The following is a 25,271-nucleotide window of genomic DNA, read 5'->3' as shown; positions in this document are numbered from 1 at the left end:
GGTAACGATACGTGAATCGAATTTGTGAAATGTTACAAATAGAAGTGCCGATTATTGAAGGTGGACTCGCTTATGTTGGAAACGGGTTACTTGCGGCTGCGGTTTCAAATGGTGGTGGTTTTGGGCAAGTTGGTTCAGCAGGTCGATCTCCTGAAAATTTTGAAAATGAAATTCTTTTAGCGAGAGAAGCAACAACTAAGCCATTTGGAGTAAACATTCCTATTAGTCAGCATACAGATTTCACCCCATATTTAGAAATTATTAAGAAGCATAAGGATTTGATTACAGCTGTTAGTTTAGGTGCAGGAAACCCAAAGAATTTAATCCCGTTTATTAAAGAGCATGGATTGAAGGTATTAGTGTTAACTTCAACCGCCTTTCATTCAGCGAAAGCGGAAGCGCTTGGTGCAGATATTATAGTTTGCGAAGGCTATGAAGCAGGCGGGAGTAATGGGCCTTCTGAATTAACTACGTTTACTCTTGTTCCACAAGTGAAACGAGTAGTTTCGATCCCAGTAGTTGCAGCAGGAGGAATTGTGGATGGTAGAAGTATGGCTGCAGCGATGATCTTGGGTGCTGATGGCGTTCAATTGGGGACGAGGTTTGTAGCTACAAAAGAATGTGAGGCTCATGATCACTTTAAAGCAGCAATTTTAGAGGCTGATAACGACTCTACTACTATCATGACACGGATGTTAAAGGGACCTTTGCGTGTATTAAAAAATGAATACGCAAATAAAGTGCAGGAAATGGAGAAAAAGAATCCAACAGTAGAGCATATTTTACCTATGGTCCGTGGAACCTATAATAAACTTGCGATGTTTGATGGAGATATTCAGAGTGGTTTTATGAGCTGTGGTCAAGTAGCAAGCTTAATCGATGAATTAGAAAGTGCAGAAACCATTGTTAAACAAATGTCAAATGAGGCAAGTCAATTATTAACTACAAGTTTTAGAAATTTCTCAGAATGTAAATAATCAACTATATTAAGGAATCAAAAAAATCTTAGCGAATATAGTTTGTCGCTAAGATTTTTTTACTTTAAGGGTAAATGTATGTTTTTACTATACTAAAATTTATACTAGAGAAAATATCTAAACATCAATATTATATTTTTTCATCCTAGAATAAAGCCAAGTACGGCTGATTCCTAATTTCTTACTGGCTTTTGATTTATTTCCTTTCGTTTTTTTTAGTGCTTCAATAATTAATTTTTTTTCCATTAGGTTTGCATTCTTTTTATAAACATTGGGGAGGGTAGCGATTTCAGTATCCTCACTCTTTTGCGTATTTATCATATAATCATCATCAGTTTTCTCTTGGTGCTCTAATATATAGTCAGGTAATTCTAGTATATCGATGTAACCATTGACCGTTAAGTTAGCTGCACGCTCGAGTGCATTTTGTAATTCCCTTATGTTCCCTGGCCAATTGTATTTCATCATTACATCTAAGGCTGAAGGTGTAATACCTTTAATATAAAATCCCGACTGATGTAATCGATCGATAATCGTGTTCGTAATATCAGGGATATCTTCTTTACGCTTTCTTAATGAAGGAATATTAATCCTCAAAATATTAAGCCGATAATATAAATCTTCACGGAATTCCCCATGTTTGATCATTTCTTCAAGGTTTTTATTTGTTGCTGCAATAATTCTTATATTTAATTTTATTGTTTGGTTACTTCCGACTGGTTCAAATTCTTTTTCTTGCAATACCCTCAATAATTTAGATTGTAGGTTTAATGGCATATCACCGATTTCGTCTAAAAATAAAGTACCATTTTGTGCGAGTTCAAACTTACCTTTTTTTCCACCTTTTTTCGCACCTGTAAATGCACCTTCAGCATATCCAAAAAACTCTGATTCTAGTAAATCTGCTGGAATAGCCGCACAATTGACTTTAATAAAAGAACCTGGAAGTGAAGACGCCGTATGGATGCCATGAGCAAATAGTTCTTTGCCAGTACCGCTTTCACCGATTAATAATACAGTCGATTTACTTTGAGATGCGGCAAGTGCCTCTATCTTCGCTTTTTTGGTTAGGTTTGAAGTTCCGACTATATCTGCTATCGAATATCTAGTTCCTAAATCCATTTTTTGAACATTATGTATAAACGAGTTTTCGAGGTTGTTCGCTTTATTCAATGCTTCTCGAAGTTGTTTTAAACCACGAAACGTTATTTTCGAGACCACGCCGACGATTTCTCCATTAATTTTAATGGGCAAATTTGTAATTAAGCATTGTTTTGATTTGATCATTTTCGAAATTCCACTAATAGGGATTTTCATATCAATAACATCCTTAATACCTAAATCTGGAAAGGTCCTCAAAATGGACTGTCCAATGATTTCTTTTTCAGACGCTGAGAAAAGGTTGCAAAATCCTTGGTTTGCCATCGTAATTAAGCCCGTATCATCAACCAGAACAATCGCATCATAGGCAGATTCAACTAAGGTTCGTAGTTTTTGCTCCCACTCTTTTGTCATTTGTAATTCTTTTATTATTTCTTCAATATTTGTAAGGTCATCAATGATGGTCATTACACCTGTTAATTTTTTATTTTCAAATAAAGGGTAACAGTCTACGACAAAGGTGTAACCATTTACATTTAATTTCTGTTTCGATGGTTTTTCATTATTTACAAGGACGTATTCAATCATTTCTTTTATTACTTTGTTTTTATTTAATAATGTGTGAGAATCTTCTTCCATACTTAACTGAAGCATTTCTTTTGCTAATGGGTTAATAGCGTTAATGTTCATATGACAATCTACAGATAACAAACCAAACTGTAAACTATTAAACAGCAGTTGAAGCTGTGATTGCATCATATTTAAAGCCTTATCGTACCCATATAAAATTTGAGAAGTTGAAATAATTCCGATAGGTTCCTTTTTTTCATTAACGACTGGTGCATGACCAATCATATGGTGTAAAAGCTTTTCTCGCGTTTTTAATATGTCTGTTTCTGGAAAGATGTAAATGGGATGATCATGGATTAAAGGAGCTATAGTATTTGTTAAGGGATACCCTTTGGATACAGCACATATGATTCGGTTTTTAGTAATAATCCCAGCCAATACGTTCTTATCATTTACAATAGGTATGATATTCGAGTTAAACTTTGAAAAAATCTTAAAAGCATCAATCAATAAAGTATGAACATGACAGCATTGAAATGAGGTGGTCATGATATCTTGAGCTTTCATATTTTCTCTCCTTTATAAAAAGATCTACTATTACTGAATGTAACTGTTAACATGTAAACAGTTGTTTACAATAAAATGTAAACTTGTACAGTACTGTTTACATTAAAACACAAACTATTCTGAATTTCAAATAAATTTTTAATAAACCGAAAAATATTTTTTGCCGTTGTTAACCTCTCATTACTTGTTTTAACAAAAACTGTTTTAAAATTGGCACAGCAATTGCAATTAAAAAATTGAATACAGTATTAAAATGTAAACGTTTACCTTTGTTGTAAAAATAGCCTTAAATAATATTAGGGAGGTAGGTATGCGTGAAGCTGTAATTGTAGAATCAGTACGTACCTCAATGATTAGAAAAAATGGGTACTTTAGTAAACTGCGACCTGACGAAATCGTTTCCGTGGCTCTTAAAGAGATTATTAAGCGGACTTCAATTCCTGCAGAATTAGTTGACGATATAATCATGGGGTGTCCTTCTAAGTTAAGTGAGCCAGCAGTAGAATTTGTTCGATTGGCATTGTTAAACTCTAGTTTTCCTAATAGTGTTCCGAGTACAACTGTAGAAAGACAATGTGGATCTAGTCAGCAAGCAATCCACTTTGCTGCTCAGGCCATTATTAGCGGTGATATGGACATTATTATCGCTGCAGGAGTAGAAGCGTCAACTTCTCCCACTACAAAATGTAATAAAGAAGGTTTTAATACCAATCTTCCAAGAGAGCATACGTTACGACATCAAGAAAGAGCGGCTGAACTAATTGCAGATATTTGGGGATTAAGTCGAGTGCAATTAGATGAATATGCAATTGAAAGTCATGAAAAGGCAATTAGAGCAATAAAACAAAAACGGTTTGAAAGGGAAATCGTTCCAGTAAAAGTTGAATTACCTGCTGGGGAAGCAAAAATAATTCAAAAAGATGAAGGTCCAAGAAATAATATAACCTCAAAAGAATTGAAACAAATTAAGCCGACAATTAATGAAAATACAAAAATACATGGAGGGAACTCCAGTTTCCTGAGTGACGGATCAGCCGCCATCTTAATTATGTCTAATACGAAAGCGAAAGAACTAGGGTTAAAACCTCGGTTTCGAATTGTAAACCGTACTGTGGTAGGCTCAGATCCAAATATCATTTTTACAGGGCTTATTATTGCAACAAATAAAGCTCTTGCAAAGGTGGGACTAAAAATAAATGATATTGATGTTTTCGAAATCAGTGAAGTCTATGCTTCGGTTCCTCTCATTTGGTTACAAGAAACCGGAGCAGATCCTAATAAGTTAAATCTTAATGGAGGAGCAATAGCATTAGGTCATCCACTTAGCGCTAACGGTGCTCGATTACTCACAACTTTAATCCATGAATTAGAACGAAAAGGAGGAAGGTATGGTTTGTTAGGAATAGGTGAGGGTTACGGAATGGCTAACGTTACAATTATTGAGAAATTAGACCGTTAAAAAATTAACAGGATAAAAAATGAAAGTGCTTATAAAGTTGAGATGAAAGGAAAACAAAGTATGCAATAGTCTTAACTTTGTAGTGTATTAGCTTATTAAAGGAAAGGATGAAGATGATGAATTTAGCTCAGTCTCTTGAAAGACACGCTTTATTAAATGGAAACCGCACGGCTGTTAAATTTCAAGAAGATTTATATACTTATGAACAACTTAATCAAAAAGTAGATTCGTTTGCTAACTTATTGAATTCTTATGGCGTAAAACAAGGGGATAGGGTAGCGATTTGGTTGCCTAACGGTATGGAATTTATTTATGCCTTTTATGCAACGTTAAAAATAGGAGCTATTTCAGTCCCCATCAACTATTTGTTTAAATCTATTGAATCTGAATACATACTAAATCATTCAGAAGCAACCGTGCTATTTACAAAAGCAGAAAAAATACCGCTAATAGAAAATTACACAAGTAATACGAGCTTACATAAAGTATTTATCATAGATGAATGTAAAGTTAATTCTGCTATTTTTGAAGAGTTAAAAACGGAAAGTTTTAATGAAGAGGTTCGATACGAGTCAAAAGATGTATCACCTGATGCTGGAGCTTGCATTTTGTATACGTCTGGAACAACGGGGGACCCAAAAGGGGTTGAACTTTCTCATTATAATCTCAATACAAATGCTGAGTTTTATGCAGATAGTATTAATCTAAATGAACATCATTATGGAAGTATCGTTACTCCATTATCTCATTTGCTTGTTTTAATGGCAGGACTCATATTGGTTCTAATGAAAGGTGGTAAATTCTATCTTTTTGAAAAGTATAGTACCGAAACAGTAGCGACAACGATTCAACAAGAAAAAATCAATTTCTTTATTGGTGTACCAGCGATGTACTACATGTTACTTACTTTGCCTGATGAGCCACGTTATGACCTATCATCCTTAGAAATTTGTATTACGAGTGGGGGCCATATGCCTTTAGAAGTTCGAAATCAGTTTGAATCTCGTTATCATACATTAACGATTCAAGCTTATGGGCAAACAGAAAGCTCCCCTGTTATTACGGTAGACACGTTAAAACGGGAGCGTCGATTTAATAGTGTTGGGTACCCGCTTCCACACCTAGAAGTTGCAATTGTAGATAACGATAACAATGTAGTAGCACCAGGTGAACCAGGCGAAATCGTCGTGCGTGGGCACTGCGTAATGAAAGGATATTGGAATAATCCTGAACAAACAGCTAAGACCATAATGAACGGGTGGTTACATACGGGCGATATCGGTAAATTGGATGAAGAAGGTTACGTTTATTTATTAGACCGTAAAAAGGATCTAATCATCGTTGGTGGATATAATGTGTATCCAGTCGAGATAGAAAATGTTCTCTATACACATCCTGCTGTGCTTGAAGCAGCTGTAATCGGGCAACCAGACGAACGTCTCGGGGAAATTCCGAAAGCTTATATAGCTTTAAAGGAAGGTGCTGAGGTATCACAAGAGGAAATTATAAAGTTTTGTTTAGAGAAATTGGCCAGTTACAAACAAATCAGAGAAGTAGAATTTATTAAAGAAATCCCGAAAACACCGACAGGGAAATTGATGAAAAGAAAACTAAAAAGCTCATAAAAATTACTATTAATAAGAATAAGAGTTTAGTCATTTAATGATGAAAGGTTGTGGTGAAACGAATGAATAAAGAACTTGATGAGCAATTAATTGCTGTTCGATCAGGAGAAGGTTTTGATCAAGAAAGCTTAAGACAATTTTTGTTGCAACAAAAATTTATACCGAATGAACCGTTAGAAGTTAAACAGTTTCCATCTGGATCTTCAAATTTAACCTATGCTATTCGCTGTGGTGAATGGGAAGGTGTAATGAGAAGGCCCCCTTTTGGTAAGTTGCCGCCAAAAGCACATGATATGAAGCGTGAAGCTAATCTATTAATGAAAATATACCCTCACTTTAAGCATATACCAAAACCTTATGTTTTTAGTGAAGACGAATCAATATTGGGAGTACCGTTTTATATAATGGAAAGAAAACATGGTGTAGTTATTGATAGTCATTTTCCACCGAGTGTTTCGGTTACTGAAAAGAAATGCCATAACCTTACTAACGTATTTGTTAAGACACTTGTCGAACTACATAACATCGATTATAAAGAGGCGAATTTGGAAGACTTCGGGAAACCAGATGGATTTGCAGAAAGGCAAGTTCATGGTTGGATTAAACGTTATCAACTAACAAAAACCGAAGAGATAGGCGTTGTTGATCGGTTATCTAACTGGTTAATACAAAATATACCAAAATCTAAAGAAATTTCTATTATTCATAATGATTACAAAATAAATAATATGTTATTCTCCCCAGATTTAAATGAAGTAGAAGCATTATTAGATTGGGAGATGGCAACAATCGCCGATCCTATTTTCGATTTAAGTGTTGCTTTAGGCTACTGGGTTCAAGAAGATGATCCTGATTATATTAAAAAAGTTCAGCCTACAGTAACACATCATCCTGGATTTTTAAACCGCCGTGAGATTATTGAATTGTATGCTACTACAACTGGCAAAGATGTATCTTCAATCCATTTCTATCTAGTTTTAGCTTATTTCCGGTTAGCAGTCGTGTTACAACAAATGCATTACAGGTGGAAAATGGGGCAAACGCAAGATGAACGATTTAAAAATCATAATACTAATGCTAGAAACCTTATCCATCATGCGGATGAAGTATCTAATCTCAGAAACTATATTTAGTGTAAAAGGTTTCTAGTAATAATTATCATAATAATAAAAATAAAATTTAATTTTCTGTAAAGAAAGAAGGAGGAAATATATGTACTTTGAACATAGTGAAAAAACAAAGGAACTTCAAGCAAAAGTTAAAGCTTTTATGGAGGAATATGTAATTCCTAATGAACACAAATATGAAGAAGAACTAAACGAAATTGGAAGATGGGAAATTTCACCGATTATGGAAGAATTAAAGGCCAAAGCAAAAAAAGAAGGTTTATGGAATTTCTTCCTACCAAAAAGTGAATATGGGGAAGGTATGACCAATGTAGAATATGCGCCGTTATGTGAAATTATGGGTCGCTCATTAATTGGACCAGAAGTTTTCAATTGTAACGCTCCTGACACGGGAAATATGGAGACACTATTGCATTATGGTAATCAAGAACAAAAAGACAAATGGTTAGTTCCGTTATTAAATGGAGAAATTAGATCTTGCTTTACGATGACTGAACCGAATGTCGCGTCATCAGATGCGACCAATATCCAAAGTAGAATAGAGCGAGAAGGTGACCATTACGTCATTAATGGTAGAAAATGGTGGATTACGAATGGGGGAGATAAACGTACGAAGATACTAATCTTTATGGGAAAAACAGATCCGACGGCTGCTAGACATGAACAACAATCAATGGTCTTAGTTCCGATGGACACACCTGGTGTTACGGTTAAACGTACGTTATCCGTATTTGGGTACGATCATGGTCCTACAGGTCATACGGAAATAATATTTGAAAATGTGAGAGTTCCTGTCTCTAATATTCTAGTTGGAGAAGGAAAAGGATTTGCAATTGCACAAGGGAGACTTGGTCCTGGTAGAGTTCACCACTGTATGCGTGCCATTGGAGCTGCTGAAAGGGCACTTGAATTAATGTGTAAGCGGGTAAATGAGCGTGTTACCTTTGGAAAAAAATTAGCAGAACAAGGTGTTATTCAAGAGTGGATTGCAAAATCAAGAATTGAAATTGATCAAGCACGACTTTTGACATTACAAGCGGCTTATAAAATGGATAAAGAAGGAAATAAAGCGGCTAGGAAAGAAATTGCGATGATTAAAGTTGCTGTACCAGAAGTTGCATTAAATGTAATCGACCGAGCGATTCAAGCGTTTGGTGCTGGAGGCATTAGTGAGGATTTCCCATTAGCTTCCCATTGGGCTAACTCTCGTACACTTCGATTAGTGGATGGTCCTGATGAAGTTCATAGAAGGGATATTGCTAGATTAGAATTAAAGCAATATTCATAATGTAATCATTTGGGAAATAGGGATCTTAAGTTATTCTTCTCGGGTTTTCAAGAAACGCTTATTACTTGATTGGAATAAGGTCCCTATTCAAATGTGAAATGAAAGAGCGAAAGCCTATTCTACATAGAAATATATAAGTCAACTTCTGATTATAAAAGCGCTTTTATAGCTATATGTATGTTTGCAGAAGTTTGCTCCGAGTATGGTACTCGTTTGCGTTTAACTTTATTGAAAGGGGGCGGTAATAAAAGTAGAGAACGCATTGGTTTTTATATTTATGTGGGGGTAATTAAAAACAAAAGGAGGAACAAAAAATGGTAAAAAGTAAAAAGCAAATTCTTTTCTTGTTTGTCATTAGTATGGTAGCTATTATAGCTTTAGCTGCTTGTAGTGATGAACCTGCAGGGTCTAATAATTCAACAAATGATGGAGACCAAGGTGAACAAACTGATACAGGGAGTGTTGAACTAGCTCAAGGTGTAACAGATTCTGAGATTTTAGTTGGTCATTTAGGCCCGCAAACAGGACCAGTTGCTGTCTATGACTATATTAGAAAAGGAATTGAATCCCATTTCAACTATGTAAATGAAAATGGTGGAGTTCATGGCAGACAACTTAAACTAGTTGCTTATGATGATCAATATCAACCATCACGAACAGTACAATTAGCTTCTCGTATTGTTGAGGAAGATAAAGTTTTCGCTACTCTTGGAAATGTTTGTACACCGTGTAATACAGCTGCAAGAAATACCTTTGAAAATTCTGGCGTTCCTATGGTAATGGTTAGTACAGGTGCAGAAGAATTTGTAAATCCACCGATCAAAAACTATTTTGGATCAAGTATCTTAAACTACCGAATTGAATCTAGAGTCTTTTTAGATTATGCAGTAAATGAATTAAACGCTAAGAATATCGGTATTGTTTTTCAAAATGATGACTATGGTAAAGAAGGTCTTGTAGCACTTCAAGATGCGGTTGCTTCATATGATGGAGTTGAAATCGTAGCAGAAATTCCATATGTTTCAGGTGATACTGATTTTAGTACGCAGGCACAGCATTTAAGTCAAGCTTCTCCTGATGCAGTTATTATGTTAGCAACACCTAACCCAGCTGCAAACCTAAAGAGAGATATGCATCGAATTGGATTGAGCGATATCCCGTATATTGTATCTTCAGTTGGAGCGAATGATCGAAATCTATTCAATTTAGCTGGTGAAGATATTTGGGAAGGAACAATTAGTGCTGCTACTTTCCCAATGCCAGATTTGAGTGATGACCCTAGTATGGCACTATATGTAGAGCGTTATAGCAAGGATTATCCGAGCGATCCACTTGATGGGTTTGCGCCAGTTGGTTGGGCAATAGCAGAAGTATTTGTAGAAGCATTAGAAAGAACAGGTCCTGAATTAACTTGGGATAGCTTCTTCGAGTCAATGTATTCATTTGACAATTGGGCAGATTCTATTTATGAAGGTGTAACATTCTCAGACGAAAACCATTATGGATTAACAACGATGATCTTAACGGAAGCTAAAGGTGGCCAAATTGTCCCAATCTCTGGTGCAATTACATTTGACCCAGCTACAGGTGAAATTACCTACGAAGACTAAATAAACATGTAGAGGAATATGGACTCCAATCCATTATTCCTCTACTAAAAAATTACTACATTGATAGTATTGTAGGAAAGGTAGGGATAATCAATGCAAATTCTTGTAAGTGGATTAATCTTTGGTTGTATATATGGGTTAGCAGCACTAGGATTAGTCTTGATTTATAAAACGACCGATATTGTTAACTTTGCACAAGGTGAAATGGCAATGGTTACTACTTTTGTTAGTTTTGTGTTTTTATCACAATTTGGATTGAGCTATTCCATCTCATTTATACTAGCACTATTGTTTGCTGCTTTATTTGGAACAATAGTTCATCAAGGAATCATGAAACGAGTACAATCAGCACCACACTTGAACCAGATCGTTGTTACGCTTGGCTTATTCATGATATTTAATGGGATGGCGGGGTTAATTTGGGGGCATAAACCGACTGGTTATCCTCAAGCGATTCAAGGTGATTCTATTAAATTTGGAAGTGTATTCATTACACCAAATGAAATTTTTGTAATTGTCCTTACTCTCGTATTAATGTTAATCTTTTTCGTCCTATTCAGATTTACGAAAATCGGTTTAGCGATGAGGGCATCTGCACAGGACATCAAAGCATCACAGTTAATGGGTATAAAAGTTACGACTATTTTTACAGCAACTTGGGCAGTTGGAGCAATTCTTGGTGGGGTAGCTGGAATGATGACAGCACCTATAACATTTCTAGACACACATATGATGTCTGACGTTCTTATTATGGCGTTTGCTGCTGCAGTATTAGGGGGATTTGTTAGTTTACCAGGAGCTCTTCTTGGCGGAATAATTATTGGGATCTTTGGAAATTTAATTAGCTATTATATAGCACCCGAAATGAAATTGGTTTACACGTTTCTATTAATTATTATCGTACTTTATATTCGCCCACAAGGAATTTTTGGAGGTACTCAAACTGTTAAAAAGGTGTGATGAACTTGAAGCTATTATATAATAAAAAATTAACTTTAGGGTTACTCGTTATTTTCATGCTCATTTATCCATTTCTAGTTGGAAAGTCAAACTATTTCATGACATTATTCGTAATAACGTGTATTTATATTATTACGTCAATGTCTTTAAATCTTCTAATTGGATATGGGGGGCAAATTTCTGTTGGGCATGCTGGTTTCCTAAGTATAGGTGGTTATTCAGTAGCGATCTTATCTACTAAATTAGGATTACCGTTTTTACTTGTTTTACCATTAGCTGGTGTTATTACAGGTTTAATCGGACTTCTCATCGGTCTTCCAGCTGTTCGTTTGAAGGGGCACTTTCTAGCTGTCGCGACACTAGGGTTTGGATTATCCATTCCACAAATCGCATTGAATTGGGGAAGCTTAACGGGTGGATATTCTGGAATTGCAGTCGTAAAGCCAAGTTTATTTTCATCAAATTTTCAAATGTTTTACGTCGTTGTTGCCATCACGATTTTAATTACTTGGTTAATGTATAACATTGTAAAAAGTAGACTCGGTCGTGCCTTTATCGCCATCCGTGATAGTGAAGTAGCTTCTCAATCGATCGGTATCAATATTTCTTTTTATAAGACGGTAATGTTTGTTATTAGTGCTTTTTTTACTGGAATCGCAGGGGGAATTTACGGTTATTGGGTAGGATTTATTAGCCCGAATGACTTTACAATGGTAACATCCTTCCTAGTATTAGCAATGATTGTAGTTGGAGGGTTAGCATCTATTCCTGGAGCAGTAGTAGGAGCAGTACTTTTCTCAGTTCTTCCGCATTTTACAGATAGCTATATTGGAATTACGAATATTGTTATTGGGTTAGCTGTTGTTGTAATTATTTTATTTAAACCTGAAGGAATTGTGTCCATTTTTGATAACTTCAAAAGAAACAAACCGACAGATACAGATACAGAAGTAGATCAAAGGGGTGAGAAGAGCAATGTTAACGTTTAAGGAAATAACTGTACAATTTGGAGGACTCACAGCTGTAAATAATTTATCATTTGAAGTACCAGAAGGATCAATCTACTCTATTATCGGACCTAACGGCGCAGGAAAAACGACTGTTTTTAATTGCATTAGTCGTTTTTATACACCGACGAAAGGAAATATTACGTTCAATGGAGAAGATATAACGAAGTATAAACCACATGAAATTATCAAAAAAGGAATAGCAAGAAGTTTCCAAAACGTAGAGTTATTTTCTAAAATGACTGTACTAGAAAATTTACTGACGGGTTTACACCCTCAGTTAAAAAAGAATATTTTTGCCATTGCCTTAAATCTTCCATCCGTAAGAAGGACAGAAAAAGAAGCCAATGAAAAGGCTTTTGAAGTGATGAAATTGTTGAATATTAGTCATCTAGCCCATGAAAAAGTTTCTAATTTATCATTTGGTTATCAAAAAATGGTTGACATTGGCCGAGCTATGATCGCAAATCCGAAATTAATTTTACTGGATGAACCTGTAGCAGGTATGAACCCTGTAGAAACAGAGCGAATTAGTGAACTCATTTTGCGCTTAAAAAACGAGATGAATTACACTGTATTATTAATTGAACATGATATGTCATTAGTTATGAAAGTATCTGATGCCGTAACAGTCATGAACTTCGGAAAGAAAATATCTGAAGGTACCCCAGCAGAAGTACAAAATGACCCAGTCGTAATTGAAGCTTATCTTGGGGAGGTGGAAGAAGATGTTGCAGCTAACTAACGTTCATGCATTTTATGGTTATGTTCATGCATTACGTGGAGTTTCGTTAGAAGTACCAGAAGGAAAAATAATTTCTTTGCTTGGTGGTAATGGTGCTGGAAAATCTACAACTCTTAATGTGATCTCACGTTTAGTCCAACCCAAGGAAGGTAATTTTGAACTTCAAGGTCAATCGATGATTAAAAAATCAGCTAGTGAAATGGTAAAGCAGGGAGTAATTCAATGCCCCGAAAACAGAAGAGTTTTTCCATTGTTGACTGTAGAAGAAAATTTAAAGATTGGCGCTTTTCAACGCAAGGATAAGAATATAAAATCGGATATGGAAAAAGTATTCAGCTATTTTCCAAGGCTGAAAGAACGTGTTCAGCAAAAGGCTGGTACATTAAGTGGTGGTGAGCAACAAATGTTGGCCATAGGAAGATCCTTAATGGGAAAGCCAAAAGTGTTACTACTTGATGAGCCTTCTTTAGGAATTGCGCCGATTTTAGTTAGAGAGATATTTAAAATAATTAAAGAAATTAATAAGGAAGGAACAGCAATTCTACTTGTTGAACAAAATGCCCATATGGCTATGGAAATATCAGATTATTCCTACATTTTGGAAAACGGTCGTGTAGCCTTAGAAGGTGAATCGAAAGAGTTAAAAACAAATGATGAGGTTCGTAAACTCTACTTGGGTGGATAATTGTTATCGGGAAAAAGGATTGCGGTAAAAAGTATATCCTACAAAATTAACTGAATATGTTTATTCAGTTAATTTTTTTTTTAAGCTTATTTACTCAACTTTCGCACCAATAAAAGTTCAATAAGTTCAACCAGCAGTAGTTGCTGAGGTCATTGAAATGCTTTCATTGACACGAAAAAATTGCATGAAAAAACACCCATTCTTTTGGTATAGTTGATTTGCCTAGAATCAAATACCATACAGAAGAGGTGTCCTCTATATGATAGCGAATAATGACCAACCTAAGCAACTACCAAATGAAATAAAATCTACATTTATAGAACTAAAAGTATTGAAACATCTTAGAAAAGCTGGAATTACTAAGTCGTTTGGCTTTACCTGTGCTTATTTATTTCAGCTCATTTTCTGTTTGATCATTGAAAACAAAAACTGGTTTCGTACACTCGAAAGCAAGAAATCTACAGATATTCTAGCTAAAGATGCGATCTACCGTTTCTTAAACCGTTCTACTTATTCATGGAGAAGATTTCTACTTTTATTAAGCGCACACTCAATTGAAAAAGTAAGTAAACTTACGAATCATGAGCGTGTTAAAGTATTGATTGTAGACGATTCTTCCTATGACAAAAATCGAAGTAAATCGGTTGAACTCCTAGCGCGATGCTTTGATCATGCTTCTCAAAAAATACGCTTTTACAAAGGGTTTCGTATGCTTACTCTTGGATGGTCTGATGGTACAACGTTTATGCCTGTAGACTTTTCTTTATTGAGCTCTAAAAACAGTGTCATCAATGGAATATCAGATAAAATTGACAAGCGCAGTTCGGGTTACAAGCGACGCCTAGAAGCTTTACAATCTGCACCTGACCAAATTCCTACAATGATACAACGTGCATTGAACACTGGAATCGAAGCCTCTTATGTGCTGATGGATACGTGGTTTACACATCAACCGCTTATTAAAGAGATCAAAGATCAAGGTCTTGATGTGATTGGCATGGTGAAAAACTTGAAGCAACGATATATCATGAATGATAAACGAGTAAGCCTAAAGGAACTGTATCAATTAGCCAAGCCTATCCAAGGGAAGAAAGGGATTCTTCGGTCGATTCAAACGACACAAGCTAATGGCATTCCAGTTAAGATTGTATTTGTCCGTAACCGTAATAAAAAGAGCGAATGGTTAGCTATTCTAAGTACAGATTGTACACTAAGTGAACAAGAAATCATTCGTATTTACGGTATTCGCTGGGACATCGAAGTCTTTTTTAAAACAACAAAGTCATTATTAAAGCTACAAAAGGAGTTTCAAGGTCGTTCGTATGACTCCTTGATTTGTCATACCACAATCGTCTTTACTAGATACATTGTACTCTCTTGGCAAAACCGTTGCAGTACAGACCAACGGACATTAGGTGGTCTATTTTATGATCTTTGCGATGAAATCAGTGACCTCGATTGGGCTGTCGCACTGGGGCAGCTACTCGAGCTTCTTCAAGATGTCTTGAAAGAAAGTAACAAAAAAATACAAAAGTTAATCAAAAGTCAACTACAACACTGGATTGCGGCCTTACCTAATTACATCAAAGTCTACCTGCCTATATCAGTGTGCGAAAGTTGAGTTATTTAGTTATTCCCAATTAAAATTAAATGAAAAAGGAATGATTGATAATGAAATTTGATGAAATAACGACTGGTATATCTTATCAAACGAATACCTATGAAGTGACGAAAGAAGATATTTTTAAATTTGCTCATGAATATGATCCACAATACATGCATGTTGACGAAGAAAAAGCAAATCAAAGTATGTTTGGTGGAATCATTGCCTCTGGGCTACATACGTTGAGTATTACTTGGAAATTATGGGTCGATATGAATATCATTGGCGATGATATTATCGGTGGAGCAGGTATGAATTATGTAAAGTTTGCAAATCCAGTGTATCCTGAAGATCGTCTCACAGTAGAGGTGAAGTTTGTGGAGAAAAAGGAGCATCCTAAGTACACAGATCGGGGTTTGGTAACGACATTGTTAAAAACATTTAATCAAGATCAACAGCTAGTGTTAGAGATAGAGATGTTAGGTTTAGTAAAAAAATAAGAAAATGTAGGATAAAAAGGCAATGTTAATATTCTAGGTGTTAGTAATTCAGACACTTTTAGGGGCCACTTTTTGTTTAAAATAAACGAGTTTTTTTGTAAAGGGCTCTACATATAAATAATAACGTATTACGTGTACAGACAATCGAACTTTGGCACAGTTTTTGCATAATTTTGGTAAAGTAAGTTATTAGAATGACAGTTGGTAAGCTGATAAGACTAGTAACTTACTTTTTTTTTGAGAGTTTAGAAAACGCTTACAAAATAAAATGTGTTAGGTGAGGGGGAGTAGGGTTAGTAAAATTATTCAATAGAGTTTATCGAGTTTTAAATGGTTAGTGGATCGTAAATAAGGAGGGTAAATACTTTGAAGAAATTAGGCGTTTTTTGTTTTGTTTTATTCTTTATGCTTTTATTAGGAGCTTGTCAAGAACCATCGAGTTCCCCTGCACCTAGTAATGAAGGTCAAAACGAAAACCAAAATCAAGAGGAAACAGATGAAGCCGCTTATGCACAAGGAATTACTGATGATGAGATTTTAATTGGTCTTACTGGGCCGCAGACAGGTCCTGTAGCGGAATATGATAAAATTCGTCAAGGTTTGCAAGCTTATTTTAACTATATAAATGATAATGGTGGAGTTAATGGAAGAACGTTTAAATTAATAGCATATGATGACCAGTATCAGCCAGCTAAAACGGTTCAAGCTACACAACGTTTAGTTGAACAGGACAAAGTATTTGCGGTTTCCTTACCACTAGGTACAGCAAATGTAGGTGCAGTGCAAGAACTATTAGTTAGTACAGGAATTCCTGTAACAGGAATTCAGACAGGTGCTGACAAATTTGTAAATCCACCGATTAAGAACTTTTTTGGAGATACATTTAACTATGTTATTGAAGCGAAAATTCTATTAGACTATGCGGTTAATGAGTTAGGTGCTAAGAAAATTGCAATTGCTTATCAAAATGATGATTTTGGACTACAAGGTACTGGAACGATAAGAGAAGAAATTGAAAACTATGATGCTGAAATTGTTCGAGAAGTAACGTTTTTGGCTTCGGACAATGACTTTAGTTCCCAAGCCCAACATTTAGCTAACTCTGATGCCGATGTAATTTTTATGGTATCTACGCCTATGCCAGCAGCTTCTTTACGAATAGAAATGAATAAAATTGGCGCTTCTGATATCCCGTATATAGTAACTAATACTGGTGGGGGAGATGAAAACCAATTTAATATTGCTGGAAAAGATATTTGGGAAGGAACAATCAGTACATCGAAATATGCATCGTTAGAAGGATTACCGGAGATTGAGGAATATTATGAATATATTACAAAAGATTTTGGAGAGGCAGCAATTGGTGCCTTAACACAACAATCTTGGGCTCATGGACAAGTGCTAGTCGAAACGTTTAGACGTGCTGGCGACAATTTAACATGGGAAAACTTTATTGCACAAATGGAATCATTTGATAAATGGGATGGTTCACTTAATGCAGAAGTAACGTACACTCCAGAGCATCGTTATGGAATTACAACACTATATATCATTCAGGCCCAAGATGGTGAACTCGTTCCTGTAACTGGAGCAATTTATTATGATCCTGAAACCAAAGAAATTAACTATTAGTAAACACACATAACACTTAGAGAGCATACTACACGTTTCATACTAGCATAGAAAGTTTAAAAGTGATTAGGCATTATCAAGGAATATATTGATAATGCCTAATCTTCTATAGTAAGTATGGTAAGGAAAGAGTGTGTATGGTCGTTTTAAACTGTAAACATTGAATAAATGTGTTTGAAATATATACAACTTTTTATTTGATTATGACCTATTTCATAACAATTTTCTACTAGCAAAATAGGAAAAGTATTTAGAAATGTTGATAGAATAACAGAAAAAAACTTGGTATGGAATTTGCAATACTAAATAATAAGGAACAAATGATAAAAGATGTAATAGTAGTCACTCTATTAATAACAAGAAATATGTTTCAGAATTTATTATTATATTTTATTCTAGGGGTGGGTAAAGATGAAATACCAAGAACTTAAAGAAAACTTTTCATGGGAAAAGGTAGTTAAGACATTTGACTGGGACATGAACGAAAAATTTAATTTAGCTCATGAATGTTGTGATCGTTGGGCTGATGATGAAAATCGGATTGCTATACATTGGGAAGATGAAGCAGGTAATAAAGACACGTGGACATATAAACGATTAAAAGAACAATCCAATCGTATGGCAAATGTTCTACGTTCATTTGGCGTAGAAAAAGGAGATCGTGTTGCAGGGTTGTTGGGAAAAGATATGGAGTTAATTATTTCTGTACTTGCGGCTTGGAAGGTCGGTGCAGTTTATGTTCCATTGTTTACAGCTTTTGGTCCTGAAGCAATTACGTATCGATTACATAATGCTGGTTGTAAAGTGTTAGTGACTAATAAAGAACAAGCTGCCAAAATCGAAGGACTAGAAGTTCAAAGTCAAGTGATCTTAACCGATGAATTAATAAGTAACGGGTTAACATTTTGGGATTATTTGCAAACGTTTTCAGCTGAACATGTCACGGAGCCGACAAAAGTAATGGATCCATGTGTTATCCAATATACGTCTGGTTCAACGGGTATGCCAAAAGGAGCTCTGTGGGCTCATAAGCTTCTTATTAGTTCTTACCCATACGTTGGTTTCGCAATTGGTGTAGAAAAAGAAGATACATTTTTTGGAGGAGCTGATCTAGGTTGGGCTTATGGACTTGTAAACTGTACATTTGTTCCATTAAGTTTTGGGACAAAGATATTGGTTTATAAAGGGCCTTTTAACGTTGAGAAAACTTATCAACTTTTAGAAAATTACGAGATTACAAATTTTGCATACGCACCAACGGCTTATCGAATGATGATGGCCGCAGGTCCTGAATTAGTGAAGAATCATTCATTAAAAGTGAAAAAGTTTAGTAGTGCAGGTGAACCTTTAAATGCAGAAGTCGTACGTTTCTTTAAGGATAATTTTGGAAAAGAAATTTATGATCATTATGGAGCGACTGAAACAGGAATGATTGTAAATAACTTTAATGTTACTGATATGGAAGTAAAACCAGGTTCAATGGGATTACCAACACCAGGATATAATATAGCACTAGTAAATGAAGAAGGTAAACCAGTGGAAAAAGGGGAAGTTGGCGAAATTGTAATAGATACAACTGCATTCCCATACTTTTTCTTAGGGTATTGGCAAGATCCGAAGAAAACAGCAGAAAAAATTAAAGAAGGCTGGTTTTGGTCAGGTGATTTAGCATTGGAAGATGAAGATGGATATTTTTGGTTCCAAGGTCGATCGGATGATATTATTTCGAGTGCAGGATACAGAATTGGACCATTTGAAGTAGAAAGTTGCCTTATTGAACATCCAGCAGTAGCTGAAGCTGCAGTTGTAGGAAAACCAGATGCTGCAAAAGGGGAAATAGTTGTGGCATATGTTGTGTTACATCCATCATATACATCATCAGAGCAATTAGGCCAAGAGCTAAGTGCATTTGTAAAGGCAAAATTATCAAAACACCAATATCCTAGAGAAGTAGAATTTGTGGAAAGTCTTCCTAAGACGCAAAGTGGAAAGATTCAGCGCTTTTTACTTCGAAAAAGCATGCAAGTTAGTGAATAGGCGGGGTGATCTTGCAAAAGAATATTACAACCTATCTTGCTGAAATAGGGAATGACATATAGAACATAGAGGGATCAATTCCCTCTTTTTTCTCTAATTTTTAATTCTATTTTTTAATACTTCATAAATTCTTTCTATGATTTTATCCCGCAACAACTGGAAGTAATGCTCCCCACTTCATTACTTCGAGGAATCAAAGAAGGATAAGTGGGGGATAAACTGCCAGTAACAACTAAATGAACACAGACGTTTGGGCCTCAACTGACCATCGACCATGAGTGGGGGAAAAGGAAAACTCTCACTGATGGAAGTTTCACTTTATAGGGAACGCTCATTTGTTTTCTGAAAAAATTTTGAGTTATGAAAGGGTGGTTCTATGGAAATTCCAGTAAAAATGAAAGCGGCTCGTTTTATGGCAGTTAATGAACCGTTACAAGTGGAAGAGGTACCTGTACCGGAAATTAAGGAAGATGAAGTGTTGGTTAGAATGAAAGCTGTAGGTTTATGTGGTTCTGATATTCATATCGTAAATGAAGGCGTTACGAAGACTGATTTCCAACCGATAATATTAGGTCATGAACCCTGTGGTGTGATTGCTCAAGTTGGCAGTAATGTTCAAGGTTGGGAAACGGGTACAAGAGTCTCTATTTTTCCGATCATTTATTGTGGTTCTTGTTCAAATTGCATCAAGGGTCATAGTGAGATTTGTTATAACCTCCAAGTGCTCGGGGTTCACCTGGACGGAGCACTTGCTGAATATATGGCCATTCCAGCAAAGAACTTAATAAAGCTACCTAGTAATCTTCCATTTACTGTCGGTGCAATTATTACAGATGCCGTCGCAACCCCTTTTCATGCGTTAATTGACCGTGCCCAGTTACGTACTGGTGAATCTGTAGCCATTTATGGTGCAGGAGGGCTTGGATTACATGCAGTTCAAATTGCAAGAATGGCTGGGGCCAAACAGATATTTGTGGTAGATATTAAAGATGAACAATTAGAAAGAGCTAAACAATTAGGTGCTGACGTAACGATTAACTCTAAATATGAATCTCCCGTTGAAGTGATCAAAAAGCGGACTGATGGTTTAGGAGTAGATGTAGCAGCAGAATTTATAGGATTACAAGAAACGGTGAAACAGGCCGTTGCATCTGCTAGTATTGGCGGACGAATCGTTGTATCTGGAATAGGACCGGAACCTATTCAATTAATGTCTACAGAAAAATTTGTCCGCAAACAGCTTTCACTCCATGGATCATTTGGCTTAACAAAACGAACTGTCGAACAATTGGCAGATTTAGCAGCCAACGGAAGAATGAATCTGGAAGACTCCATAACCCATACATTTTCAATTGATGAGGTGAACACTGCACTTCATTATTTGCATCATAAGATTGAGAATCCAACTCGTATTGTCATCACGTTTGATTAACACCTTAACGCTGAATTGAAATTAGTGGTATTCGAGTAAGAGGTAAAAATGTTTATTTATCAAATATAATTGATGGGGAGAGTTTTAAAATGACTATTTGTGATTTTAGTGGACAGACCGTTGTTATTACGGGTGGAAGTAAAGGGATTGGTGCTCAGCTTGCACATGATTTTGCTCAAAGTGGTGCAGATGTCGTAATCGTTGGTAGAAACATAGAAAAAGCTGAAGAGGTAGTGCAACAATTAAGACAATTTGGTGGCAGGTATTTACCCGTGTCAGCTGATGTATCGAAGTTAGAAGATATCGAACAGCTATTTAATATAGTAGAAAATGAATTTGGCAAGGTAGATGTGTTAATTAATGGAGCAGGTGTTAATGTAACTAAGCCTGCAGTAGATGTGACTGAGAATGAATGGGATTATATTCTTGATATTAATTTAAAAGGTTTGTTTTTTTGTTGTCAACGAGCAGCAAAGATGATGATGAAACAGAAAAAGGGGAAAATCATTAACATTTCTTCCACTGGTGGAATTAAACCATTACAAGTAGTAGCACCGTATATGTCAAGTAAAGCAGCTGTTATTCATTTAACGAAAGGTTTAGCGTTAGAATGGAGTAGACATCAAATTTATGTAAATGCGATTGCTCCAGGGTTAATTCCAACGGATATTAATGCCGAAGATTTCCAAAATACAACATGGGTGGAAAAATCGATCAAAGGAATTCCATTAAAAAGATTAGGCGAACCTAGCGATTTATCAAGCATTTCGTTATATTTAGCATCTGAACATTCCAATTATGTAACAGGACAAACCTTTGTAATCGATGGTGGTTACTCCATAAAATAGATTTTTAGTATTTCCGTAGTTTACTACGGAGGAATGGAGGTTCACATGGAAGAGATCAAAATTGATTTTATGAATTTAGGATTAATGTTAAGGAGAAACGCAGTACATTATCCTGAAAAATTAGCAGTTATTATCGGTGATGAAAGATTAACGTATCGAGAGTTTAACAATAGAGTAAACAAGGTTGCTAATGGTTTAGTCGATATTGGGGTAAAAAAAGGTGATAAAGTTGCGATGTTATTACCTAATTCAATAGAAATTCTCGAACTATTTTGGGCAGTTGCAAAAATTGGGGCAGTAGTAGTGCCACTAAATCCGATGGTAAAAGGAAAAGATAACGCTTTTATTATTAACAATTGCAGTCCTAAAGTGCTCGTAGTAGCGGAACAATATATTTCTGAAGTAGAACCTATAAAGAAGGACATAGAATCAATAAAAACGTACCTTATAGTCGGAAAACTCCCCAATTCAGGTTATCAAAATTACAATGACCTAAAAAGAAATTCAGCTATGTCTGAACCAAATGATGATGTAAAAGAAGATGATCTATACAATATTATGTATTCTTCTGGTACAACAGGGTTGCCAAAAGGAATTATGCATTCACATCGTACTAGAATTATGTATGCGTTTTTATTTGGCATGGAGTATGGTATTACTTTTGATAGTCGGGTAATGGCTGCAGGGAGCCTTGTATTTAATGGATCATTAGCTTTAATGTTCCCGACGATTTGTGCGGGAGGGACATACGTTGTTTTACCAAAATACCAACCAGAAGTAGCCCTTCAGGTGATTGAAGAAGAACTAGTAACCCACACAATGCTCGTACCTACACAAACGATAACTTTTCTTGATTCCCCAATGTTTAATCAAGAAAAATTAAGATCACTTCGTGTTCTGTTAACGTTAGGTGCTCCTTTACCAACCGAAAGAAAAAAGCAAGTCATGGAGTTGTTGCCTGGAATATTATATGAACAATATGGGCTAACAGAAGGTTTTATGACCACAATTAGACCGCAAGATACATTAAGAAAACTAGGGTCTGTAGGTCCACCATTGATGTTTAACGAATATAAAATTGTTGATGAACAAATGGAGTCTGTCATATGTGGAGAAGTTGGTGAAATTATTGCCAGAGGTCCGACGGTTATGCAAGGTTACTATAATAATATAGAAGTTACTAAGAATACAATCGTGGATGGTAATTGGGTCAAAACAGGAGATCTAGGCTATTCTGATGAGGACGGGTTTATCTATCTGGTTGATCGAAAGAAAGATATGATCATATCTGGTGGTGTAAATGTCTATCCACGTGACATTGAAGAGACTATAGCTAAACATGAAGCTGTTTCAGAGTGTGCAGTGTTCGGTATGCCGCATGAAAAATGGGGAGAAGTCCCAATCGCTATGGTTATCTTAAAAGAAAATAAGCAAGTTTTAGATACAAAATTAATAAGTTGGGTAAACGAAAGAGTCGCAGCAAAATATATGCGTTTACATCATTTACAATTAGTAGAACAATTTCCCAGAACTGCTTCGGGAAAAATTTTAAAACGTAAAATGCGAGATGAATTAAAAATGAAATAGGACAAGATTATCCTCACGTAAACATATATTGTTAGTGAGGATATTTCTTTTACTCTTTAGAAGGTAAACGAAAGAAAGTGATTTTTATATTTTTGACGTTCTCAGTTTTGTTTTTTATTAGTAATCAATAGAAGAGAGGAGAAAAAAGATGAGCAAAATCATTCATGAAAGAAATGTGGGTGCCATTATGCGTGATGGGACTACATTGTATGCAGACGTGTACCGACCTGATGGAGAAGGTAAGTTTCCAGTATTATTACAAAGGATTCCATATAACAAAGAATTTCTAGCGCTTGCTACGCTAGTATTAGACCCAGTAGCAGCTGCTCATAAAGGTTATGTTGTCATTATCCAAGATGTGCGTGGGAGATTTCAATCCGAGGGCGATCCATTTTATATTTATAAAAATGAATTTAATGATGGATATGACTCAGTTGAATGGGCAGCAACGTTACCATATTCTAATGGCAACGTTGGAATGTACGGGCTGTCCTATATGGGGATGACTCAATTTCAGGCAGCTGTCACACGCCCACCGCATTTAAAAGCAATTTTTCCGATTACATGGGGAACAGATGTCTTTATGTATCGGGGAGGTGCTCTTGAACTGGGATTATTACAGTCCTGGAGCTTAGCAACGATAGGGCCGAATGCGGTTGTGAAAGCCAAACGAGGGAAAGAAGACTTTATTGAAGAGTTTATGACACTAATAAATGCGATAGATCATATAGAAGATTCGGCGTTTAATCAATTACCTATAAAAGATAGTGAGTGGCTCAAACTAGGAGATGGTTATGCGAAATTTGTTGAAGACATATTAGAGCACGACACATATGATGAATTCCATCAAAAGATTAGTGTAAGAGGCAAGGAAGATCAAGTAGAGGTTCCGGCTTATTGTATTGCTGGTTGGTATGACTGTTTATTAGGTGGAAATTTAGACCATTATGAAAGCTTGAAACATAAAAAGAAGACAAAATTAATGATCGGTCCATGGGCCCATGGTAGTTTTTTACCAACAGTCGGGGAGCTCCATTTTGGCTTGAGTACATCTAGCATGCTGCTAGAGTTAAAAACAGATTTAACAAGCCTTCAACTAAAATGGTTTGATCATTGGTTAAAGGGACTCAAGACTGACATTATGGAAGAAGCACCTGTCAAACTATTTATTATGGGAGAGAATAAATGGCGAAATGAAAACGAATGGCCACTAAAACGAACAAATTATACGCCTTATTATTTTCATAGTCAAGGAAAAGCGAATACAAAAGACGGTGATGGTACGTTATGTACAACTCAACCATCTAAAGATTTCTATGACAGTTATGTATATGATCCTAACAATCCTGTTCCAACGGTTGGTGGTAATCATCTATTACCAATGTATTATCAAAGGGGCCCAGTAAATCAAGAGAGTGTTGAATCTCGTAAAGATGTATTAGTTTACACAAGTGAAATACTAAAAGAAAGCCTAGAAGTTACAGGTCCTGTAAAGGTAGTTCTATATGCAGCAAGCACTGCTCGTGATACTGATTTTACGGCAAAGCTAGTAGATGTTCATCCAGATGGGAAAGCATACAATATTGCCGATGGTATTATTCGTGCTAGCCATAGAAATCAAAATGAGTCAGCACCTTCACTAATAGAGCCTAATAAAGTGTATTGCTATGAAATAGACTTATTAGCTACTAGTAATCTATTTAAAGAAGGACATCAAATAAGAGTGGAAATATCTAGTAGCAATTTTCCGCGATTTGATCTTAATCTCAACACTGGAGAAGCGGGTCGTGATAGCAGCCGAATAAACCAAGCGACACAAAAAATTTTCCATAGTGATCAATATCCATCGCATATCGTTTTACCCATCATACCAAGATAACAGTAGGAAGTTTTGGAGTTAGATTAATAAAT

General features: G+C 35.8%; 19 protein-coding genes. 18 read left to right on the top strand and 1 reads right to left on the bottom strand.

The features are described from left to right. Nucleotides 1-11 precede the first annotated feature (11 nt). Entirely contained in the window at nucleotides 12-977 is a 966-nt protein-coding gene (locus BK574_RS08105) for an NAD(P)H-dependent flavin oxidoreductase (protein ID WP_238457983.1), read from the top strand. A 117-nt stretch (nucleotides 978-1,094) separates the two neighbouring features. Here BK574_RS08105 and BK574_RS08100 read toward each other — a convergent pair whose 3' ends face one another. Next, nucleotides 1,095-3,215, bottom strand: a complete 2,121-nt coding sequence (locus BK574_RS08100) for a sigma 54-interacting transcriptional regulator (protein WP_078428243.1) — start codon at nucleotides 3,213-3,215, stop codon at nucleotides 1,095-1,097. A gap of 310 nt (nucleotides 3,216-3,525) precedes the next feature. On the opposite strand from BK574_RS08100, the gene BK574_RS08095 reads away from it, so the two are divergent. The 17 genes from BK574_RS08095 (at nucleotide 3,526) to BK574_RS08015 (ending at nucleotide 25,239) form a co-directional block, all read left to right on the top strand. Then, nucleotides 3,526-4,674, top strand: a complete 1,149-nt coding sequence (locus BK574_RS08095) for a thiolase family protein (protein WP_078428242.1) — start codon at nucleotides 3,526-3,528, stop codon at nucleotides 4,672-4,674. Between the two features lie 116 nt (nucleotides 4,675-4,790). Further along, the gene (locus BK574_RS08090; protein WP_218970557.1) at nucleotides 4,791-6,299 is read left to right on the top strand and encodes a class I adenylate-forming enzyme family protein; all 1,509 of its coding nucleotides are present in this window, start codon (nucleotides 4,791-4,793) and stop codon (nucleotides 6,297-6,299) included. A gap of 62 nt (nucleotides 6,300-6,361) precedes the next feature. Then, nucleotides 6,362-7,432, top strand: coding sequence for a phosphotransferase family protein (locus BK574_RS08085; RefSeq protein WP_078428240.1), 1,071 nt, complete (start codon nucleotides 6,362-6,364; stop codon nucleotides 7,430-7,432). Nucleotides 7,433-7,511: 79 nt separating this feature from the next. Beyond that, nucleotides 7,512-8,714: an acyl-CoA dehydrogenase family protein gene (locus BK574_RS08080; RefSeq protein ID WP_078428239.1), complete on the top strand. Its 1,203-nt coding sequence runs from the start codon at nucleotides 7,512-7,514 to the stop codon at nucleotides 8,712-8,714. A 314-nt stretch (nucleotides 8,715-9,028) separates the two neighbouring features. Next, on the top strand, nucleotides 9,029-10,324 hold the full coding sequence (locus BK574_RS08075; RefSeq protein ID WP_078428238.1) for an ABC transporter substrate-binding protein: 1,296 nt from the start codon (nucleotides 9,029-9,031) through the stop codon (nucleotides 10,322-10,324). Nucleotides 10,325-10,417: 93 nt separating this feature from the next. Next, nucleotides 10,418-11,284: a branched-chain amino acid ABC transporter permease gene (locus tag BK574_RS08070; RefSeq protein WP_078428237.1), complete on the top strand. Its 867-nt coding sequence runs from the start codon at nucleotides 10,418-10,420 to the stop codon at nucleotides 11,282-11,284. 5 nt (nucleotides 11,285-11,289) lie between these two features. Then, the gene (locus tag BK574_RS08065) at nucleotides 11,290-12,273 is read left to right on the top strand and encodes a branched-chain amino acid ABC transporter permease (protein ID WP_238457982.1); all 984 of its coding nucleotides are present in this window, start codon (nucleotides 11,290-11,292) and stop codon (nucleotides 12,271-12,273) included. Then, nucleotides 12,260-13,036: an ABC transporter ATP-binding protein gene (locus tag BK574_RS08060; protein ID WP_078428235.1), complete on the top strand. Its 777-nt coding sequence runs from the start codon at nucleotides 12,260-12,262 to the stop codon at nucleotides 13,034-13,036. Before BK574_RS08065 ends, BK574_RS08060 begins: the two co-directional genes overlap by 14 nt. Continuing rightward, the gene (locus BK574_RS08055) at nucleotides 13,020-13,721 is read left to right on the top strand and encodes an ABC transporter ATP-binding protein (RefSeq protein WP_078428234.1); all 702 of its coding nucleotides are present in this window, start codon (nucleotides 13,020-13,022) and stop codon (nucleotides 13,719-13,721) included. The genes BK574_RS08060 and BK574_RS08055 overlap by 17 nt, the downstream gene beginning before the upstream one ends. A gap of 259 nt (nucleotides 13,722-13,980) precedes the next feature. Beyond that, nucleotides 13,981-15,342, top strand: a complete 1,362-nt coding sequence (locus BK574_RS08050; RefSeq protein WP_078428233.1) for an IS4 family transposase — start codon at nucleotides 13,981-13,983, stop codon at nucleotides 15,340-15,342. Nucleotides 15,343-15,392: 50 nt separating this feature from the next. After that, nucleotides 15,393-15,824, top strand: a complete 432-nt coding sequence (locus tag BK574_RS08045; RefSeq protein ID WP_078428232.1) for a MaoC/PaaZ C-terminal domain-containing protein — start codon at nucleotides 15,393-15,395, stop codon at nucleotides 15,822-15,824. A 366-nt stretch (nucleotides 15,825-16,190) separates the two neighbouring features. After that, nucleotides 16,191-17,456: an ABC transporter substrate-binding protein gene (locus BK574_RS08040; protein ID WP_078428231.1), complete on the top strand. Its 1,266-nt coding sequence runs from the start codon at nucleotides 16,191-16,193 to the stop codon at nucleotides 17,454-17,456. Between the two features lie 411 nt (nucleotides 17,457-17,867). Then, nucleotides 17,868-19,493 carry an acetate--CoA ligase gene (locus BK574_RS08035; protein WP_078428230.1) on the top strand — a complete coding sequence of 542 codons (1,626 nt, stop codon included), beginning with the start codon at nucleotides 17,868-17,870 and terminating at the stop codon, nucleotides 19,491-19,493. A gap of 376 nt (nucleotides 19,494-19,869) precedes the next feature. Beyond that, the gene (locus BK574_RS08030) at nucleotides 19,870-20,925 is read left to right on the top strand and encodes a zinc-dependent alcohol dehydrogenase (RefSeq protein WP_078428229.1); all 1,056 of its coding nucleotides are present in this window, start codon (nucleotides 19,870-19,872) and stop codon (nucleotides 20,923-20,925) included. 89 nt (nucleotides 20,926-21,014) lie between these two features. Next, complete coding sequence (locus tag BK574_RS08025) at nucleotides 21,015-21,773, top strand: SDR family NAD(P)-dependent oxidoreductase (RefSeq protein WP_078428228.1); 759 nt, start codon at nucleotides 21,015-21,017, stop codon at nucleotides 21,771-21,773. A gap of 45 nt (nucleotides 21,774-21,818) precedes the next feature. Next, nucleotides 21,819-23,360, top strand: a complete 1,542-nt coding sequence (locus BK574_RS08020) for a class I adenylate-forming enzyme family protein (protein ID WP_158211592.1) — start codon at nucleotides 21,819-21,821, stop codon at nucleotides 23,358-23,360. Between the two features lie 148 nt (nucleotides 23,361-23,508). Continuing rightward, a complete protein-coding gene (locus BK574_RS08015) occupies nucleotides 23,509-25,239 on the top strand; it encodes a CocE/NonD family hydrolase (protein WP_078428226.1) in 1,731 nt (576 codons plus the stop codon). Nucleotides 25,240-25,271 lie beyond the last annotated feature (32 nt).

The organism is Alkalihalobacterium alkalinitrilicum, assembly GCF_002019605.1.
GTDB lineage: Bacteria > Bacillota > Bacilli > Bacillales > Bacillaceae_F > Alkalihalobacterium > Alkalihalobacterium alkalinitrilicum.
Note: the sequence above shows the minus strand (reverse complement) of the source record. Positions and strands in the feature narration are given on the sequence as shown.

Excerpts from the sequence above, each read along its gene's own strand:
- BK574_RS08075 (WP_078428238.1), top strand. The coding sequence starts at position 9,029 with ATGGTAAAAAGTAAAAAGCAAATTCTTTTCTTGTTTGTCATTAGTATG.
- BK574_RS08050 (WP_078428233.1), top strand. The coding sequence starts at position 13,981 with ATGATAGCGAATAATGACCAACCTAAGCAACTACCAAATGAAATAAAA.
- BK574_RS08085 (WP_078428240.1), top strand. The coding sequence starts at position 6,362 with ATGAATAAAGAACTTGATGAGCAATTAATTGCTGTTCGATCAGGAGAA.
- BK574_RS08015 (WP_078428226.1), top strand. The coding sequence starts at position 23,509 with ATGAGCAAAATCATTCATGAAAGAAATGTGGGTGCCATTATGCGTGAT.
- BK574_RS08070 (WP_078428237.1), top strand. The coding sequence starts at position 10,418 with ATGCAAATTCTTGTAAGTGGATTAATCTTTGGTTGTATATATGGGTTA.
- BK574_RS08055 (WP_078428234.1), top strand. The coding sequence starts at position 13,020 with ATGTTGCAGCTAACTAACGTTCATGCATTTTATGGTTATGTTCATGCA.
- BK574_RS08035 (WP_078428230.1), top strand. The coding sequence starts at position 17,868 with ATGAAATACCAAGAACTTAAAGAAAACTTTTCATGGGAAAAGGTAGTT.
- BK574_RS08030 (WP_078428229.1), top strand. The coding sequence starts at position 19,870 with ATGGAAATTCCAGTAAAAATGAAAGCGGCTCGTTTTATGGCAGTTAAT.
- BK574_RS08090 (WP_218970557.1), top strand. The coding sequence starts at position 4,791 with ATGAATTTAGCTCAGTCTCTTGAAAGACACGCTTTATTAAATGGAAAC.
- BK574_RS08020 (WP_158211592.1), top strand. The coding sequence starts at position 21,819 with ATGGAAGAGATCAAAATTGATTTTATGAATTTAGGATTAATGTTAAGG.
- BK574_RS08025 (WP_078428228.1), top strand. The coding sequence starts at position 21,015 with ATGACTATTTGTGATTTTAGTGGACAGACCGTTGTTATTACGGGTGGA.
- BK574_RS08045 (WP_078428232.1), top strand. The coding sequence starts at position 15,393 with ATGAAATTTGATGAAATAACGACTGGTATATCTTATCAAACGAATACC.
- BK574_RS08080 (WP_078428239.1), top strand. The coding sequence starts at position 7,512 with ATGTACTTTGAACATAGTGAAAAAACAAAGGAACTTCAAGCAAAAGTT.
- BK574_RS08060 (WP_078428235.1), top strand. The coding sequence starts at position 12,260 with ATGTTAACGTTTAAGGAAATAACTGTACAATTTGGAGGACTCACAGCT.
- BK574_RS08100 (WP_078428243.1), bottom strand. The coding sequence starts at position 3,215 with ATGAAAGCTCAAGATATCATGACCACCTCATTTCAATGCTGTCATGTT.
- BK574_RS08095 (WP_078428242.1), top strand. The coding sequence starts at position 3,526 with ATGCGTGAAGCTGTAATTGTAGAATCAGTACGTACCTCAATGATTAGA.